The following is a 14,488-nucleotide window of genomic DNA, read 5'->3' as shown; positions in this document are numbered from 1 at the left end:
ATCTCCTTAGCTGCGCTCTGCCATGTTGTTTGGTTTGATATGGGCTTCGCCAATAATGGAATAAACGTGGTTTAAATCTTTGTCACCACGACCGGATAAGTTGACTAAAAGCACCAGCGGTTCAGTGGCTGCAGCTGCCATTTTTAGTGCGTGAGCTAAGGCATGTGAGCTTTCAAGTGCCGGGATAATACCTTCAGATTTGGCCAGATGCTGGAAAGCGGCTAAGGCTTCGTCGTCGTTAATAGCCACATATTCAGCGCGGCCAATGCTTTGCAGATAAGTATGTTGTGGTCCAACGGCCGGGTAATCTAAACCTGCAGATACAGAATACGACTCTTCAATCTGGCCATCTTTGGTTTGCATAATGGCGGTATAAGCGCCGTGCAAAATACCAAAGCTGCCTGTGCTTAAGGCCGCGCCGTGCTGATGGGTTTCAATACCCATACCACCAGGCTCAATACCAATTAAACGTACGCCTTCTTCTTTAATGAAATCGGCGAACATCCCAATAGCGTTGGAACCACCGCCGACACAAGCCAGCACTGCGTCCGGTAATTTACCTTCAGCTTCAAGGATTTGTTGTTTGGCTTCTTCACCAATCATTTTCTGAAATTCGCGCACTATGGTTGGGAATGGGTGAGGGCCAGCCGCAGTACCTAATAAATAATGGCTGGTGGCATAACTACCTGACCAGTCGCGCATGGCTTCATTGACTGCATCTTTTAAGGTGCCTGAACCTGCTGTGACCGGAATAACAGTAGCGCCCATCAGCTTCATACGAAACACGTTCGGTTGCTGACGGTCAATATCTTTAGCGCCCATATAAATTTTGCAGTTCAGGCCCAATAAAGCGCAGGCGAGTGCTGTGGCCACACCATGCTGACCTGCACCGGTTTCAGCAATAATATCTTTTTTGCCCATACGTTTTGCCAGTAATGCCTGACCCAACACCTGATTAGTTTTATGTGCGCCACCGTGCAATAAGTCTTCACGTTTTAAGTAAATTTTTGCCAGTGGATTAGGCGACACGTTGCGGCATAAAGTCAAAGGGGTAGGGCGACCTGCATAGTCTTTTAACAAGGCCTGAAACTCTGCAATAAAAGCTGGATCCTGTTGTGCATCAACAAAAGCCTGCTCTAATTGCACTAAAGCAGGTACCAGCAATTCAGGTACAAACATGCCACCAAAATCGCCAAAATAGGGGTTTAAATTGAGTTTAGTCATGACTGAATTCTCTGATGTTCACAAAAGCGTGTTGAATTTTGCCCGCATCTTTGATGCCGGGAGCGGATTCGAGGCCTGAATTTAGGTCAACGGCCAGTACCTGATGTTTAAGTGCTGCAATGACATTGTCCGGGCTTAACCCCCCAGCCAGCATCACCTTTTTGTTGAGCAGTTGCTCGTCTAATAATTGCCAGTCAAATTGTTGGCCTGTGCCGCCGGCCTGCTCTGGATGATAAGCGTCCAACAAATAACGGTCGGCATAACGGCTCAGCTCTGGCAGTTTGTGTTGCACACGGTAGGCTTTCCATATTTCTGTAGTTTTTGGCAACAAAGGCCGTAACTTTTGTAAATACAGGTCAGATTCCTCGCCGTGCAATTGCACTGCGGCCAGTTTTAAATCCCGTGCTGTCGCTGCCACTGTCTCTACGGCTTCATCAACAAAAACACCGACATAATGCAGAGCTGGTGCGCCTTGTTGCACAGCTTTGGCTTGTTCGACTGTGACAAAACGTGGTGATTTAGGATAAAAAATCAGACCGCCAAAATAAGCACCCGCGGCGTATACAGCTTTACTGTCTTCGGCTCGCGTTAAACCACAGACTTTATGTTCGCCCCGAATAAGCGAGCGACAGGCATTGGCTAAGTCGTGCTGTGCCATTAACGAGCTGCCCACCAGATACGCATCTGCCACTTTGGCCAGTTGCCGAACCTGCTGCGAGCTGTAAATGCCTGATTCGGATACGATAGTAATACCATCAGGGATCAGGCGAGCCAGCTTGAAACTGGTTTCTAAGTTGGTATCCAAAGTACGTAAGTCGCGGTTATTGATACCAATCAGTTCAGCACCTAAAGCTACAGCCCTTAAGGTTTCGGCTTCGTTGCTGACTTCGGTCAGTATCGTCAGGTTTAAGCTTTTCGCAACCTTTGCCAGTTCCAGATACTCCAGATCATTCAGCACAGATAACATCAAAAGCACGGCGTCCGAACCTTGCAGGCGGCCAAGGTAAATCTGATAGGCGTCGATAATAAAGTCTTTATGCAGCAGCGGTTGATTTACTTTGGCTCTGACTTTTGCCAGATAATCGTAACTGCCCTGAAAAAACTTCTCGTCGGTCAGCACAGAAATACAGTCGGCATATTGACCATAAGCAGCACAAATTTCTTCTAAATCAAAAGGGCTGCGAATTAAGCCTTTTGAAGGCGACGCCTTTTTGCATTCCAGAATAAAGCGTGGGCCTTTTTGTTGCAGCGCTTTTAAGAAATTACGCTGGCTGGGTTGCACCAACTGCTGAAACTGCGCCAGTGGCAGCTTTTGCTTGCGCTCTGCCACTTCCAGTTTTTTGTGATCGATAATAGTGGTTAACACATTAGCCATGACTAAGTTTCCTTAACTGCGTCAATGTCGAAAAAGCCTGGCCTGAAGCTAAATGCTCAAGCACAGATTGGGTGAGCTGTTTTAGATCTTTGCGCTCTTTATCAGCGCCACTGATATACAGCATTGCCGCTACATTCGCCGCCACAGCTTGATTGTGCGCTGTTTGACCAGTGCCTTGTAAAATCGCCAAAGTGGCTGCTGCATTTTGTGTAGGGTTTCCCCCGGCAAGCTCGGACAAGCTTACCGAAGGCAAACCAAAATCAGCAGGCGTCAGTTCAAAGTGTTCAATAGCGCCTGTGCTGGTCACGGCGCTGACGTTAGTCACGCCATGCAAAGCTATTTCATCACAACCACTGCCATGTACGACCCAGGCGGCTTTTACACCTAATTGCTGCAGCGCTTCTGCCATCACTGGTGTTAAGGCCGGATCATAGACACCTAGCAACTGATAATCAGGTTTAGCCGGATTAATCAGTGGCCCTAATAAGTTAAAAATGGTGCGGCTTTTTAATGCTGTGCGCACTGGCATCGCATGCTTAATGCCCGCATGATACAAAGGCGCAAATAAGAAGCTGCTGTTGCACTGACTTAAGGTATTGGCTGCTGTTGCCGGGCTCATTTGAATATGAATGCCCAATTGTTCCAGCAAGTCGGCTGAACCGGACTGAGAGGATACGCTTCTGTTGCCATGTTTGGCCACTGGCAATCCCATACTGGCTGCCACAAGAGCTGCAGTGCTGGAAATATTAATGGTGTTGGAGCCGTCACCGCCTGTGCCACAACAATCTATAGCGCCAGCAACACTAGCCGGAAATTCAGTAGCGGCGGCGCGCATAGCAGCGGCAGCGCCGGCAATTTCATCCGCTGTTTCGCCACGCATTTTCAGCGCCACCAAAAGCGCTGTCAGCAATACAGGTTCCACTTCACCTTGCACAACGGCGCTAAAAAAAGCATGGCTTTGCTCAAAGGACAAAGCTTCACCTTTCAGGCTTTTTTGCACTAATTCTAAAATTGACTGACTCATGCTGTTGCTCCCAAGCTCATTGGGCTTTTCATTAAGTAGTCCAGGCTTTGTTTTAGCAGAGGCTTACCTAAGGTGGTCAGAATAGACTCAGGGTGGAATTGATAGCCCAAAGCTTTGTGCTCTTCATGCACTATCGCCATAGGAATATGTTGATAGGCGGCTATGACTTGCAATGAATTGGGGACTTCAGTCGCCATTAAAGAGTGATAACGCGCCACAGGGAATTGTTTAGGTAAAGCGCCAAACACTGGATGATCACTCAGTTCAATAATAGAGGTTTTACCATGGACTGTTTCACCAGCCCGACCAACCACACCGCCATAATGTTCAACCAGCGCCTGATGGCCTAAACAAATCCCCAGCATAGGGAATTTGCCAGCGCAAAGTGCGATAAGCTCTGGCATTGAGCCTGCTTGTGCAGGTGCGCCTGGGCCTGGTGATAATAACAACACTACAGGCTGGTGTTCCTGCTGCATTTTTTCAAAGATATAAGCAGCAGGCACAGTATTGCGGTACAGCTTTAAGCTAAAACCTAATTGCGCCACTTCATCCACCAGGTTGTAGCTGAAGGAATCTAAGTTATCTAACAGATATACAACGCTCATACAGCAGCTCCTGCAGATTGAATAGCGTTAATCACAGCCTGAGCTTTGCTGCGGGTTTCGTCCGCTTCGGCTTGCGCTACGCTGTCGTACACCACACCAGCGCCGGCCTGAATATAAGCCATGCCGTTTTGCACATAAGCCGAACGGATGACGATGCAGCTGTCAAAATCACCATTGCCTGCCAAATAACCTACAGCGCCACCATAACTGCCACGGCGTTTTTTCTCGACACCACGAATAAGCTCAGCTGCACGCACTTTAGGCGCCCCTACTAAAGTGCCCATATTCATACAGGCCTGATAGGCATGCAAAGCGTCCAGTTCTGGTTTTAAAGTACCAACGACACGGGAGACTAAATGCATGACATAAGAGTAACGGTCGACTTTCAGCAGTTCTTTGACATAACGACTGCCTGGCACACTGATACGGGCTACGTCGTTACGGGCTAAATCGACCAACATTAAATGTTCGGCTTTCTCTTTTTCGTCCTGACGCAGTTCCAGCTCAATGCGGCTGTCTAAGTCGCGGTCAATACTGCCATTGGCGGCAAAACCACGACGGCGGGTGCCTGCTATAGGATAAATCTCTACTTGTGCTGTTTTTGCTTCATATTTCAAAGCCGACTCAGGAGAAGCGCCAAACAGGCTGAAATTTCTGTCCTGCAGGTAAAACATATAAGGGCTGGGATTTTGTTGTTTCAGTTTGGCGTAAGCCGCTTGTGGATCAGGGCAGGGCAGGCTGAAACAGCGTGATGGCACCACCTGAAATACATCCCCTGCCACTATATTGTGTTTCAGTGCTTCGACCTGGGCGACAAAGTCGGCGTCGCTGATATCGACTTTGACTTCAGCTTTGGCTGCTGGCTCTGTTGCTGTTGTTGTATCAGTTGATTGCTGCAATAACTGCTGCAGCTCTGATAAACGCTGACCTATAACAAAATACTGCTGCTGGGCTTGAGTGCCACAAAATACATTGCCAATCAGACGGCTATTGCCGGCCTGATGATCGACCACTAACAAAGTTTCAGCTAGATAAAACAGGTAGTCAGGACATTGGTTTTCAGCGCTAGGCACCTGGGGTAAGTCTTCCACCATGGCCACTAAGTCGTAACCAATAACACCACCTAAAAAAACGGCTAGTGGCTCGTCACTATTGTTCTGCAGCTGTTGTTGCAGTAAACGCAAAACAGTCAGTGAGTTAGGCAGCAATAAGCGGCTTTCTTCATCAAGCAGTGAATCGGCTTTGGCAAACTCTACTTTGAGTTGGTTGGATGACAAATCAAGTTCTGCTTTGCCTTGCAGCAAAGACGCCAGATAAGGCAGCAGGGTTTTACCGTTGTCGGTTAAGGCTTCAATCTGCACCTGCAACGCATTGCATTCAATACGCAGAGCAGCATCAATCAGCATCAGGCTTTTTAAACTGTTTTTACTGTCTATTTCTGCCGATTCAAGTAACAACGCCATTTGGCCCTGACTGGTTAAAGCTCTGAAGCTTTGCAGCGGATCAGGCTGAATGCTCAGGGTTTGACTGAAACTGGCCACTTGCCCTGTGGTGGTAGTTATTTGCTGTAAATTCATGGTTTTCCCTAAAAATTTCAAATAAAAAAGCCCGCATCAAGCGGGCTTTTTGGCTGTATTCGGACAATAGTTGTCCGGCCCGCTAAACAGGAAGTCGCCACCAGTGCCAACGTGTTACTTGAGAATTCATTATGATTTTTCCTGTATTTAAATTTCTACAAAGCTTAAAAAACGAAAAGGCCCGTATCTTTCGAAACGGGCCTGGTTTTATAGCGAATACAACGCCTCCACACGCCCGTTAAGGAGTATGCCACCACCAAATGTGAGTTTGAGTTGTTGTCTGAAATTGCATTGGCTATAAATCCGTTGTTAGTCAGCAACTCGGAAGTGAGTCGCTCTGAAAACGCCTCTATAAAACCCTGAAATCAAATGGCCGTCAAGAGTTGTTTAGTTATAAGTGCAAAAAAATACGTATAAGCGGATAGATGGCTAAAAAGCACCTTGGTGTAGCGCTGCAGAAACCCAAGCTCAGCCAGCGCTTTTGTGGCACAATGACGACCGTTTATTCAGGCAGCCTTCTCATGAAAATTGATTTACACAGCCACACTTATTGCTCAGATGGTGTATTAAGCCCAACCGAACTGGTTGAGCGTGCCGTCAGCAAGGGCGTGGATGTGCTTGCTATTACCGATCACGACACTATTGCTGGCCTGGCTGAAGCCCGCGCCGCTATTGCTGAAAAAAAGCTGCCTTTAACCTTGATCCCCGGTGTGGAAATCTCGACCAGTTGGTACGAGTTTGAAATTCATATTGTTGGTTTACATATCAATACCGATTGTCCGGAGTTTTTACAGCATTTAGCAGCTCAGCAGCAGCGCAGGGTAGAAAGGGCCGAAGAGATGGCGCGTCGTCTTGAGAAAAACAAAATACCGGACGTGCTGGAAAATGTATTAAAAATTGCCAATGGCGCAGCTTTAACCCGCACTCACTTTGCCCGTTATCTGGTGCAGATTGGCAAAGCCAGCTCGATGAATACAGTATTTAAAAAGTACTTAAGCCGCGGTAATACAGGTTATGTGCCGAACAACTGGGTGCCTATGCAGGAGGCTGTGCAGTGGATTTTAGCTGCAGGTGGTACTCCGGTGCTGGCGCATCCGCTGAAATACAAACTGAATGGCCGTTGGCTCACCCGTTTAGCTGAAGAGTTTTCTGCTGCTGGTGGCAAAGCCATGGAAGTGGCGTCTGCTCAAATGACTCCGGTGCAAAAACGTCAGGTTTGGATGCTGTGTCAGAAGTTTGGTTTAACGGCGTCGGCTGGTTCTGATTTTCATCAGGAAACGCCATGGAATGAGCTGGGGCGTCAATTGTATTTTACCGACGATGTCACTCCTGTATGGCATGACTGGCCCTTGCCACAGCCTGAATCAGCACAGCTTTCATCTTGATTTTTAACAAATTTATTGCTATTTCTTAAACATACTTTAGTTAGAAGTGCAGAGAATAAGAAGAGTTTTATGAGCCAGTTTTTTTATGTTCATCCTGAGAATCCACAGCAACGTTTAATTAAACAGGCTGTGCATATTATTCAGCAAGGTGGGGTGGTGATTTACCCTACAGATTCAGGTTATGCGCTGGGTTGTCATATAGGTGATAAAGCGGCGCTTGAGCGTATTTTACAAATCCGTCAGATGAGCGCTGAGCATCACTTTACCCTGATGTGCCGCGATTTTTCTGAGTTGTCTGTGTATGCCAAGGTAGAAAACAGCGCCTTTCGCTTAATCAAAAACCATACGCCTGGTGCTTACACTTTTATTTTAAAAGGCACTAAAGAAGTCCCTAAGCGTTTGCTCAATGAAAAGAAAAAGACCGTAGGTTTACGTATTCCGCAAAACAAAATTGCGCTGGCGCTGTTAGAAGAGCTGGGTGAACCTTTGATGTCGAGTTCCTTAGTGTTGCCTGGCAATGACTTTGCTGAATCGGATCCGGAAGAAATGCGTGATCAATTAGAACGTCAGGTGGATTTAATTATTCACGGTGGCGTGATAGCTGAAAACCACACGACAGTGATTGATTTATCAGAGGATAATCCCGTAGTGATACGTCAAGGTGCAGGCGATAGCAGTGCCTTTGTCTGAGTTCAAGCATAATGTCTGAGCCACTCGCCGACAGCTTTGCCAGCCTGACGATACAGCAGCCTTTGCCGCTGGCTTTTGTTCGCGGCGAAGCTGTGCTGGATAAGCCGGAAGATTTGTATATTCCGCCTGAAGCACTGTCGGTATTGCTGGAAAGTTTTGAAGGCCCGCTCGATTTTCTTTTGTATTTAATTCGTCGTCACCGCTTTGATATTGTCGATTTGCCCATCAACGAAATCACCCTGCAGTATATGGAGTACATTGATTTAATGCAGGATATGAACTTTGAACTGGCAGCAGAGTATTTGTTAATGGCCGCTATGCTGGCGGAGATTAAATCGCGTTTATTACTGCCGCAGCACGACCATAAATCGGATGACGAAACCGACCCCAGAGCTGATTTAGTCAGGCGGTTGCAGGAATACGAAATTATCCGAAAAGCAGCCACTGACGTGGATTTATTGCCACGCCAGGAGCGGGATTATTTTCCTGCCAAAGCGGGTTTGGACGATAACTTCGAACCTTATGTGATTTTGCCTGAAGTGTCGTTGCAGGAGATTTTGTTGGCACTGAAAGACATAGCCAAACGCGCCAAAGATTTTCAGCATCACCAAATTAAAAAAGAGCATTTATCCACCCGCGAGCGCATGAGCAAAATTCTGGAGTTGCTCAAAGGCCGCTCCGACTACCTTGAGTTTGCCGAGTGTTTTGAGTTATCAGAAGGACGGCAGGGTGTGGTGGTGAGCTTTTTGGCTATTTTGGAGCTGGTGAAAGAAAAGCTGATCCAAGTCATTCAGGTAGAAGCTTATGGTCAGATCCACGTGAAATTGGCATAATGGCCAGCGTATTTGAAGCTACAGACTAAGGAGCAGGCATGGCGAAAAAAATTAACGAGCAACAACTGCTGCAGTTAGTCGAAGCCGCTATTTTCGCCTCTGATAAACCTTTGTCTGTGAATGACTTACAAAGTACTGTGCTGGAAAGTTTTGAGTTAACCCGAAAACGTCTGCAGCAGGCTTTAGCGCAGTTGCAGCAGGATTATTTAGGCCGGGGTATTCAGTTGATTGAAACGGCCTCTGGTTTTCGGTTTCAGACCCGTGCTGATTTAAGTGAATACCTGGCGTTACTCTGGCCAGAACGTTCGCCACGTTATTCCCGTGCCGTGCTGGAGACTTTGGCCTTGATTGCTTATCGTCAACCTATTACCCGCGGCGAAATTGAAGAAGTGCGGGGGGTAACGGTTAGCAGTCAGATTATGCGTACTTTGCTCGACCGTGGTTGGGTCAAAGTGGTAGGGCATAAAGAAGTACCTGGTCGTCCTGGTTTGTATGCCACGACGCCGACATTTTTAGATTATTTTGGCTTAAAGGATTTAAGCGATTTACCTGCTCTGGCCGAGTTTCAAGCAACGCCGGATTTTTTTAACCCAGTCGTGATGACTGAAGAGATACATTAAATCATGAGTGAAAAACTACAGAAAGTGCTGGCGCGATCCGGTGTTGGATCCCGCCGCGAGATGGAAGAATACATCAGTGCTGGACGTGTGACTGTGGATGGCAAAGTGGCGTCATTAGGCGACCGTATTAATGCAAATCAACAAGTGCGGGTCGACGGCCATCCGGTCAAAATTGCAGCTGAAGCTGAACAGGTATGCCGCGTTATTGCTTATCACAAACCGGAAGGCGAAATTTGTTCGCGTATCGACCCTGAAGGTCGTCCTACTGTATTTGACCGCCTGCCAAAAATTAAAGACTCACGCTGGATTGCCATTGGCCGTTTAGATATCAATACCAGCGGTTTATTGCTGTTCACCACAGATGGTGAAATGGCCAACCGTTTAATGCATCCGAAGTTTGAAGTAGAACGTGAATATGCGGTACGGGTATTTGGTGATGTCAACGATGCAATGATCCAGAAACTACGTTTAGGCGTGGAGCTGGAAGATGGTAAAGCCAACTTCAAAAAAATTAAAGCTATGGGCGGTGAAGGCATTAACCGCTGGTTCCATGTGGTGTTGACTGAAGGTCGTAACCGTGAAGTTCGCCGTATGTGGGAATCACAAGGCGCTGTAGTGAGCCGCTTAATTCGTATTCGTTACGGTGATTTGTTATTGCCTAAACATTTACCCGCCGGTGGTTATGCCGAATATCCGCTGGAAGATGTGAACTACTTACGTAAGCTGGTGCATTTATCGGCTGAAACTGAAAGTTTAATGAAACCGGAAGACCGCGACGAACGTCGTCGCCGTATGGCAGGCATTAAGCGTGCAGTACGTAAGCATCAAATCATGGTGCAGTCGGGTGTTAAACCTGAAGTGGTGAGAGCAGAAAAAGCAGCGGCAGCAGAAAAAGCCAAAGCGAAAAAGCCAAAACAAACTCAGAAAAAACGTACCCGCATCTAATCCAGTCCTGTTTTGGGTCAGAGCAAACACTCTGACCCAAACTAAATTCTGCTTTATTTCATTCAGTTAGCATTAATTTATCTGGTCGGACATCAAAATGACATCTTTAGGCGTCTAACTAAATACCTGCGTTAAATTTGAAGCCTGAGGAGAAGTGCAATGAATGTATTAGAGCTGAAATTAGGCATGGTTTGCCAAACCAAAAAAGGCATAGGTGTAGTGAGTTGGATTGATGCACAGGACAGAGCTGTGTATTTGTCTGATCTGGATAATAAAGATCAGCATATAGCCGTCTCTTTTGATGATCTGCAGGACGAACCTCAGTTGCATCAAAAAGCGGATATTTATTACTGAGAGTTCATTCCACTCTGCTCACAAAAGCCCGCCTGCTTATGCCGCGGGCTTTTTTTACAGAATTTTCTGCTTGGCCATTTTTACTTCGATTCTGATTTGCCAGAGCTGCTATACAGTTCCTGCCTGAATTGATACTGTAGTTTGCATCAATACTTCAGAGACAAACCAATGAAAACCATAGGGTTAATAGGCGGCATGAGCTGGGAGTCGACTATTCCTTATTACCGTCAGATCAATCAGCGTATTAAGCAGCGATTGGGTGGTCTGCACAGCGCCAAAATCATTTTATACAGTGTGGATTTTGCCGATATTGAAGCGTTAGCGCAGCGGCGACTGGGACAAAGCCGGTGAGTTGTTAGCTGATGCTGCACTTAAGCTACAGGCTGCTGGTGCTGGTGCTGAGTGCATCGTGCTTTGTACCAATACCATGCATAAAGTGGCTGCGGCCATAGAAGCTGCTGTGGCTATTCCACTGTTGCATATTGCTGATGCGACGGCTGAAGCTATACAACAAGCTGGCCTTAACAAAGTCGCTTTGTTAGGCACCCGTTTTACCATGGAGCAGGATTTTTATAAAAAACGCCTGACAGAGTCTTATGGTTTAGAAGTACTGGTACCGGACGAAGAGGGCAGGAACCTGGTGCATCAGGTCATTTATCAGGAGTTATGCCTCGGGATAGTGAAGCCGGAGTCACGCCAGCAATATCAACAAATTATGGCGGATTTGGTGACTCAAGGCGCAGAAGCTATTATTTTAGGCTGCACTGAAATAGGTTTATTGGTCAGTAGCGAAGATTGCGCTGTGCCGTTATTTGATACCACAGCTTTGCATGCACAAAAGGCTGCAGACTACTCTTTACAATAAAAAGCGGCAGTAGAAGGAATTGATGATGTTGTATTTATACCTTGAAGTGGATTTGTCGGACGATGATGCCGATTTAGACGAAGTCGCACGGGATTGTGGTCACACCCTGGAACATCCGAAACTTGCTGACTGGCATTTATTAGGCGTGACCCACTGGCATGGGCATGCTTGCCTGGAATTTCAGCTGGAGATGACAGAGGCCATAGTGCAAGCAGAACTGCATAGGCTTATCAGTGATATCAAAGTGCAGATCTCACACCCTGCTGTGTCGGCCAGCCGCACTATGCTGGTCAGTGATAAACAAGAAAGTTAGCTTTTTAAATCGATACGCTGGTGAATATTGTGCCACTCGTCCGGGAATTTGCCCTGTAGCACATAAGAAAAGGCGATAAGCTCGGCGATGATGATATAGAGCTCTTTGGGGATATCGCTGCCAAGCTCAATACGTTGCAGCACTTTTACCAGCTCTTCATCCTCATGCACCAGAACGCCATGTTCTTTGGCTGTGGCAATAATATCCTGTGCCAGTTCGCCATGGCCTTTGGCAACAATCTGCGGTGCATTTTTACCGTCATAAGCCAGAGCTACTGCGCTGGCGTCTATGTCTATGCTATCAGGGGTTTTAGTCACGTCTTTCATCTGTATCCTAGAGAGCGTGTTAACGTTTCGAGATTAAATTTTGTTCGCTCTGGCGCCGCTTTGAACGCGAAACGAGGAGCGAAGTTTAGTTATTCTAAATGAGCGACGAGTGACAAAGTTCAGGGCGCCGCCAGACGAACCCGAAGGGCAGCGCCTGGCCGGCCTTTCTGCTGCGTTAGCACTCGTTTATGTAGAATAACTACACTGCACTCGCGCTGCCTTGCATAAAAACCGGCCAGACTGCTGCAAAAATAACCCTGAAACGTCAACACGCTCTACACCCGAATGGCCAGCAAGCTGGTGGTTTTAGGCATTAAACTATCCGGAATTTTTCCAAGCTGACAATGGGCTTCTGTCACCTCTATACCTTGAGCTTTGCATCTGTCTTTTAACAGCGGCAGGTATTTTTCGGCTAATAACTTCAGCATGGTGGTGTCGGTATACAACTGCAACGACAAGGACGAGCCAGATAACTTGCTGATCGCCAACAACTGCCCCAGCTGTTTTAAATCAAACTTCATCGACAGCTGCCACTGGGTTGATTTACCTTTGCCTTTTTCCTGCTCTTCTTCTTGCTGTGTTATGGCTATCTGGCAAAAGTCAGATACCTGCTGATTCTGGATCGGCAAGGTTAAGAAGATCTGCTGCAACGGGTCTTTGCTTTGTTGTTCAAGCGTAGCTAACTGGGCTTGTTGCAATGACGAGCTTTGACTGGATAGTTGCTTTAGCAACTGGCTGCTTTGAGTTTGATCGAGCTGTGCAACAAATTCCTTCAACTTATGATCTTTGTTTGGGCCTTTGTCATTTTGCGGCAGACTTTGCCCCAAGCGGCCCAATAATAACTGAATGGCGACGGCTAAGGTGCCTGCTGCAGTTTGCGGCATAGTGACATTTTGCAGCGGATTAAATTGCAACAAGGCCTGCAGTTGGGCTGGCAACTGAGTCAGATTGGTCAGCTTGCTGGCATCAGGTTGACTTTGCCGCACCAGTTGTAAAATGGCCTTCACTGCTTCCGGTAACTCTGGTACTTCAGCCAGATTTTCCCATTCTGGATTAAGCATCGGCAGTAATTGCCGCCAGGCCTGATTGAGCACAGCTGGCTCTATTTGCGGTTTTATAAACTTTGTCGCTTCGACTGAACCTGACACAGCCTGGCTTGGTTCTGTTTTAGAGCTTTGCAATTGCAGCACTTTGGGCTGAGGGTCTATCTGTATGGTTTTTTGCTCAGGGATAGCTTTGAGTTGTAACTGGCCTTGTGGGGTGAGTTGCAACTGATACTGCGGATCGGCCAGTTGTTGTTTCATCGCCAGCGGTATGGGCAGCTGTTTTAACTCGTTTAAACTCAATACAGTGCCAGATGCTGCGTTGGTCAGCTGTGGCAATACCAAAGGCAAAACCCGTTGCTGCACTGCAGCGGATAACGGAATAATAGTTTGCTGCTGCGCTGAGCCTGCTGCTGGTGTTTTTGTCGGTGCTGCAGTCGGTGACGATACAGCAGGCTGTGGCTGAGTTTTTATCTGGCCTGATGTGGGTTCGCTTTTCAGCGGAACAGTCAGTAATTCAGGTGCTTTTGCAGATAATGGGCCAGAGTTTTTGCCCTGAGTGGTATCAACCGAATGTGGCAGCAAGGCAGCTTTTGGCAACACCAGGCTTAATTGCCCGGCCTTTAACTGCAGCTTAGCATCCAGCCATTGGCTTGGTGGCAAGCTTTGCAACGCTGCAGGTAAGGGCAACTGAACTTTATTTTGCCCCAACTGCAAAATCAGTTGTTGATCCTGACGCTGAATTTGTACCTGCACTTGCACGACTTTGGCCAGATTGGTGCTTGCCTGCGTGTGCAGCTGGGCTGCTGATTGAGTGTTCAGTTGAGTGGTGAGCTGAGTACTGAGCTGGGAGCCTGGTTGAGTCGATATTTGCGCACTGAGTTGTGTCACTAGCTGTTGCAATTGCGGCTGAGTTAACTGCACCGGCATAGGCTGAGGGCCGTTCTGACTGAGTTTTAACTGCAGCTGGCCAGATAACGCCTGAGTCAATTGCACCATGAGCTGACCTTGCAAGGCCGGTAAATTCAGTTTGGCATCCTGAATAAGCACCATGCCAGCAGGGGTGTGCAGCTTTAACTGGCCTATGCCATCTTTGCCAATATTTAACAGCGCCTGATAGTTGTGTTCTTCCACCAGCACAGCTGCGGGCACAGACCCTTTGGTTTGGGCACTTAACGCGCTATCTATCGTTATCTGGTTCACTTATAGTCAGGTCCATTGTTGGTCATCAGGCATAGTTGCACAAATATATCGGCAGTTGTGGTTTTGATCTGAAACATTAATTTCGACAATGCCTGCGGTTTCAAGG

At 47.3% G+C, this 14,488-nt stretch carries 16 protein-coding genes; 9 read left to right on the top strand and 7 right to left on the bottom strand.

The window, feature by feature from the left end; all coding sequences use genetic code 11:
• Window positions 1-6: 6 nt before the first annotated feature.
• Genes trpB through LSG37_RS00615 form a run of 5 tightly spaced genes read right to left on the bottom strand, consistent with a single transcriptional unit; the run spans window position 7 to window position 5,805 of the window.
• Window positions 7-1,224 (bottom strand): tryptophan synthase subunit beta, encoded by a 1,218-nt coding sequence (gene trpB, locus LSG37_RS00635; protein WP_233008954.1) that lies wholly within the window; start codon window positions 1,222-1,224, stop codon window positions 7-9.
• Window positions 1,217-2,599: a bifunctional indole-3-glycerol-phosphate synthase TrpC/phosphoribosylanthranilate isomerase TrpF gene (gene trpCF, locus LSG37_RS00630; RefSeq protein WP_233077930.1), complete on the bottom strand. Its 1,383-nt coding sequence runs from the start codon at window positions 2,597-2,599 to the stop codon at window positions 1,217-1,219. Before trpCF ends, trpB begins: the two co-directional genes overlap by 8 nt.
• Window positions 2,592-3,623: an anthranilate phosphoribosyltransferase gene (gene trpD, locus LSG37_RS00625; RefSeq protein ID WP_233077929.1), complete on the bottom strand. Its 1,032-nt coding sequence runs from the start codon at window positions 3,621-3,623 to the stop codon at window positions 2,592-2,594. The genes trpCF and trpD overlap by 8 nt, the downstream gene beginning before the upstream one ends.
• Window positions 3,620-4,228: an aminodeoxychorismate/anthranilate synthase component II gene (locus LSG37_RS00620; protein WP_233077928.1), complete on the bottom strand. Its 609-nt coding sequence runs from the start codon at window positions 4,226-4,228 to the stop codon at window positions 3,620-3,622. The genes trpD and LSG37_RS00620 overlap by 4 nt, the downstream gene beginning before the upstream one ends.
• Window positions 4,225-5,805 (bottom strand): anthranilate synthase component 1, encoded by a 1,581-nt coding sequence (locus LSG37_RS00615; protein ID WP_233077927.1) that lies wholly within the window; start codon window positions 5,803-5,805, stop codon window positions 4,225-4,227. Before LSG37_RS00615 ends, LSG37_RS00620 begins: the two co-directional genes overlap by 4 nt.
• Window positions 5,806-6,326: 521 nt before the next feature.
• On the opposite strand from LSG37_RS00615, the gene rnm reads away from it, so the two are divergent.
• From rnm to LSG37_RS00575, 9 genes are all read left to right on the top strand, one after another.
• Window positions 6,327-7,190, top strand: coding sequence for an RNase RNM (gene rnm, locus LSG37_RS00610; protein ID WP_233077926.1), 864 nt, complete (start codon window positions 6,327-6,329; stop codon window positions 7,188-7,190).
• A 69-nt stretch (window positions 7,191-7,259) separates the two neighbouring features.
• Complete coding sequence (locus LSG37_RS00605; RefSeq protein WP_233077925.1) at window positions 7,260-7,880, top strand: L-threonylcarbamoyladenylate synthase; 621 nt, start codon at window positions 7,260-7,262, stop codon at window positions 7,878-7,880.
• Between the two features lie 11 nt (window positions 7,881-7,891).
• Window positions 7,892-8,713: a segregation and condensation protein A gene (locus tag LSG37_RS00600; protein WP_233077924.1), complete on the top strand. Its 822-nt coding sequence runs from the start codon at window positions 7,892-7,894 to the stop codon at window positions 8,711-8,713.
• Window positions 8,714-8,751: 38 nt separating this feature from the next.
• A complete protein-coding gene (gene scpB, locus LSG37_RS00595; protein ID WP_233008962.1) occupies window positions 8,752-9,333 on the top strand; it encodes an SMC-Scp complex subunit ScpB in 582 nt (193 codons plus the stop codon).
• 3 nt (window positions 9,334-9,336) lie between these two features.
• Window positions 9,337-10,278 (top strand): 23S rRNA pseudouridine(2605) synthase RluB, encoded by a 942-nt coding sequence (gene rluB / locus LSG37_RS00590; protein WP_233077923.1) that lies wholly within the window; start codon window positions 9,337-9,339, stop codon window positions 10,276-10,278.
• A gap of 159 nt (window positions 10,279-10,437) precedes the next feature.
• Complete coding sequence (locus LSG37_RS00585) at window positions 10,438-10,632, top strand: hypothetical protein (protein ID WP_053424663.1); 195 nt, start codon at window positions 10,438-10,440, stop codon at window positions 10,630-10,632.
• Window positions 10,633-10,800: 168 nt separating this feature from the next.
• A complete protein-coding gene (locus LSG37_RS21170) occupies window positions 10,801-10,983 on the top strand; it encodes an aspartate/glutamate racemase family protein (RefSeq protein ID WP_269836412.1) in 183 nt (60 codons plus the stop codon).
• A 1-nt stretch (window position 10,984) separates the two neighbouring features.
• Window positions 10,985-11,497, top strand: a complete 513-nt coding sequence (locus tag LSG37_RS00580) for an aspartate/glutamate racemase family protein (protein ID WP_269836411.1) — start codon at window positions 10,985-10,987, stop codon at window positions 11,495-11,497.
• A gap of 25 nt (window positions 11,498-11,522) precedes the next feature.
• Window positions 11,523-11,810 carry a hypothetical protein gene (locus LSG37_RS00575; protein ID WP_233077922.1) on the top strand — a complete coding sequence of 96 codons (288 nt, stop codon included), beginning with the start codon at window positions 11,523-11,525 and terminating at the stop codon, window positions 11,808-11,810.
• Here the strand turns inward: LSG37_RS00575 and LSG37_RS00570 are convergent.
• Window positions 11,807-12,136 carry an EscU/YscU/HrcU family type III secretion system export apparatus switch protein gene (locus tag LSG37_RS00570; protein ID WP_233077921.1) on the bottom strand — a complete coding sequence of 110 codons (330 nt, stop codon included), beginning with the start codon at window positions 12,134-12,136 and terminating at the stop codon, window positions 11,807-11,809. The genes LSG37_RS00575 and LSG37_RS00570 overlap by 4 nt on opposite strands.
• A gap of 275 nt (window positions 12,137-12,411) precedes the next feature.
• Complete coding sequence (locus LSG37_RS00565) at window positions 12,412-14,382, bottom strand: flagellar hook-length control protein FliK (RefSeq protein ID WP_233077920.1); 1,971 nt, start codon at window positions 14,380-14,382, stop codon at window positions 12,412-12,414.
• Window positions 14,383-14,488: the final 106 nt, after the last annotated feature.

The organism is Rheinheimera soli, from assembly GCF_021290985.1.
Taxonomy (GTDB): domain Bacteria; phylum Pseudomonadota; class Gammaproteobacteria; order Enterobacterales; family Alteromonadaceae; genus Pararheinheimera; species Pararheinheimera soli.
This window is presented reverse-complemented; position numbering and strand designations above follow the sequence as displayed.

What these genes read in the sequence shown, in the direction of transcription:
- trpB (WP_233008954.1), bottom strand. Translation starts at nt 1,224, where the DNA reads ATGACTAAACTCAATTTAAACCCCTATTTTGGCGATTTTGGTGGCATG.
- trpCF (WP_233077930.1), bottom strand. Translation starts at nt 2,599, where the DNA reads ATGGCTAATGTGTTAACCACTATTATCGATCACAAAAAACTGGAAGTG.
- trpD (WP_233077929.1), bottom strand. Translation starts at nt 3,623, where the DNA reads ATGAGTCAGTCAATTTTAGAATTAGTGCAAAAAAGCCTGAAAGGTGAA.
- LSG37_RS00620 (WP_233077928.1), bottom strand. Translation starts at nt 4,228, where the DNA reads ATGAGCGTTGTATATCTGTTAGATAACTTAGATTCCTTCAGCTACAAC.
- LSG37_RS00615 (WP_233077927.1), bottom strand. Translation starts at nt 5,805, where the DNA reads ATGAATTTACAGCAAATAACTACCACCACAGGGCAAGTGGCCAGTTTC.
- rnm (WP_233077926.1), top strand. Translation starts at nt 6,327, where the DNA reads ATGAAAATTGATTTACACAGCCACACTTATTGCTCAGATGGTGTATTA.
- LSG37_RS00605 (WP_233077925.1), top strand. Translation starts at nt 7,260, where the DNA reads ATGAGCCAGTTTTTTTATGTTCATCCTGAGAATCCACAGCAACGTTTA.
- LSG37_RS00600 (WP_233077924.1), top strand. Translation starts at nt 7,892, where the DNA reads ATGTCTGAGCCACTCGCCGACAGCTTTGCCAGCCTGACGATACAGCAG.
- scpB (WP_233008962.1), top strand. Translation starts at nt 8,752, where the DNA reads ATGGCGAAAAAAATTAACGAGCAACAACTGCTGCAGTTAGTCGAAGCC.
- rluB (WP_233077923.1), top strand. Translation starts at nt 9,337, where the DNA reads ATGAGTGAAAAACTACAGAAAGTGCTGGCGCGATCCGGTGTTGGATCC.
- LSG37_RS00585 (WP_053424663.1), top strand. Translation starts at nt 10,438, where the DNA reads ATGAATGTATTAGAGCTGAAATTAGGCATGGTTTGCCAAACCAAAAAA.
- LSG37_RS21170 (WP_269836412.1), top strand. Translation starts at nt 10,801, where the DNA reads ATGAAAACCATAGGGTTAATAGGCGGCATGAGCTGGGAGTCGACTATT.
- LSG37_RS00575 (WP_233077922.1), top strand. Translation starts at nt 11,523, where the DNA reads ATGTTGTATTTATACCTTGAAGTGGATTTGTCGGACGATGATGCCGAT.
- LSG37_RS00570 (WP_233077921.1), bottom strand. Translation starts at nt 12,136, where the DNA reads ATGAAAGACGTGACTAAAACCCCTGATAGCATAGACATAGACGCCAGC.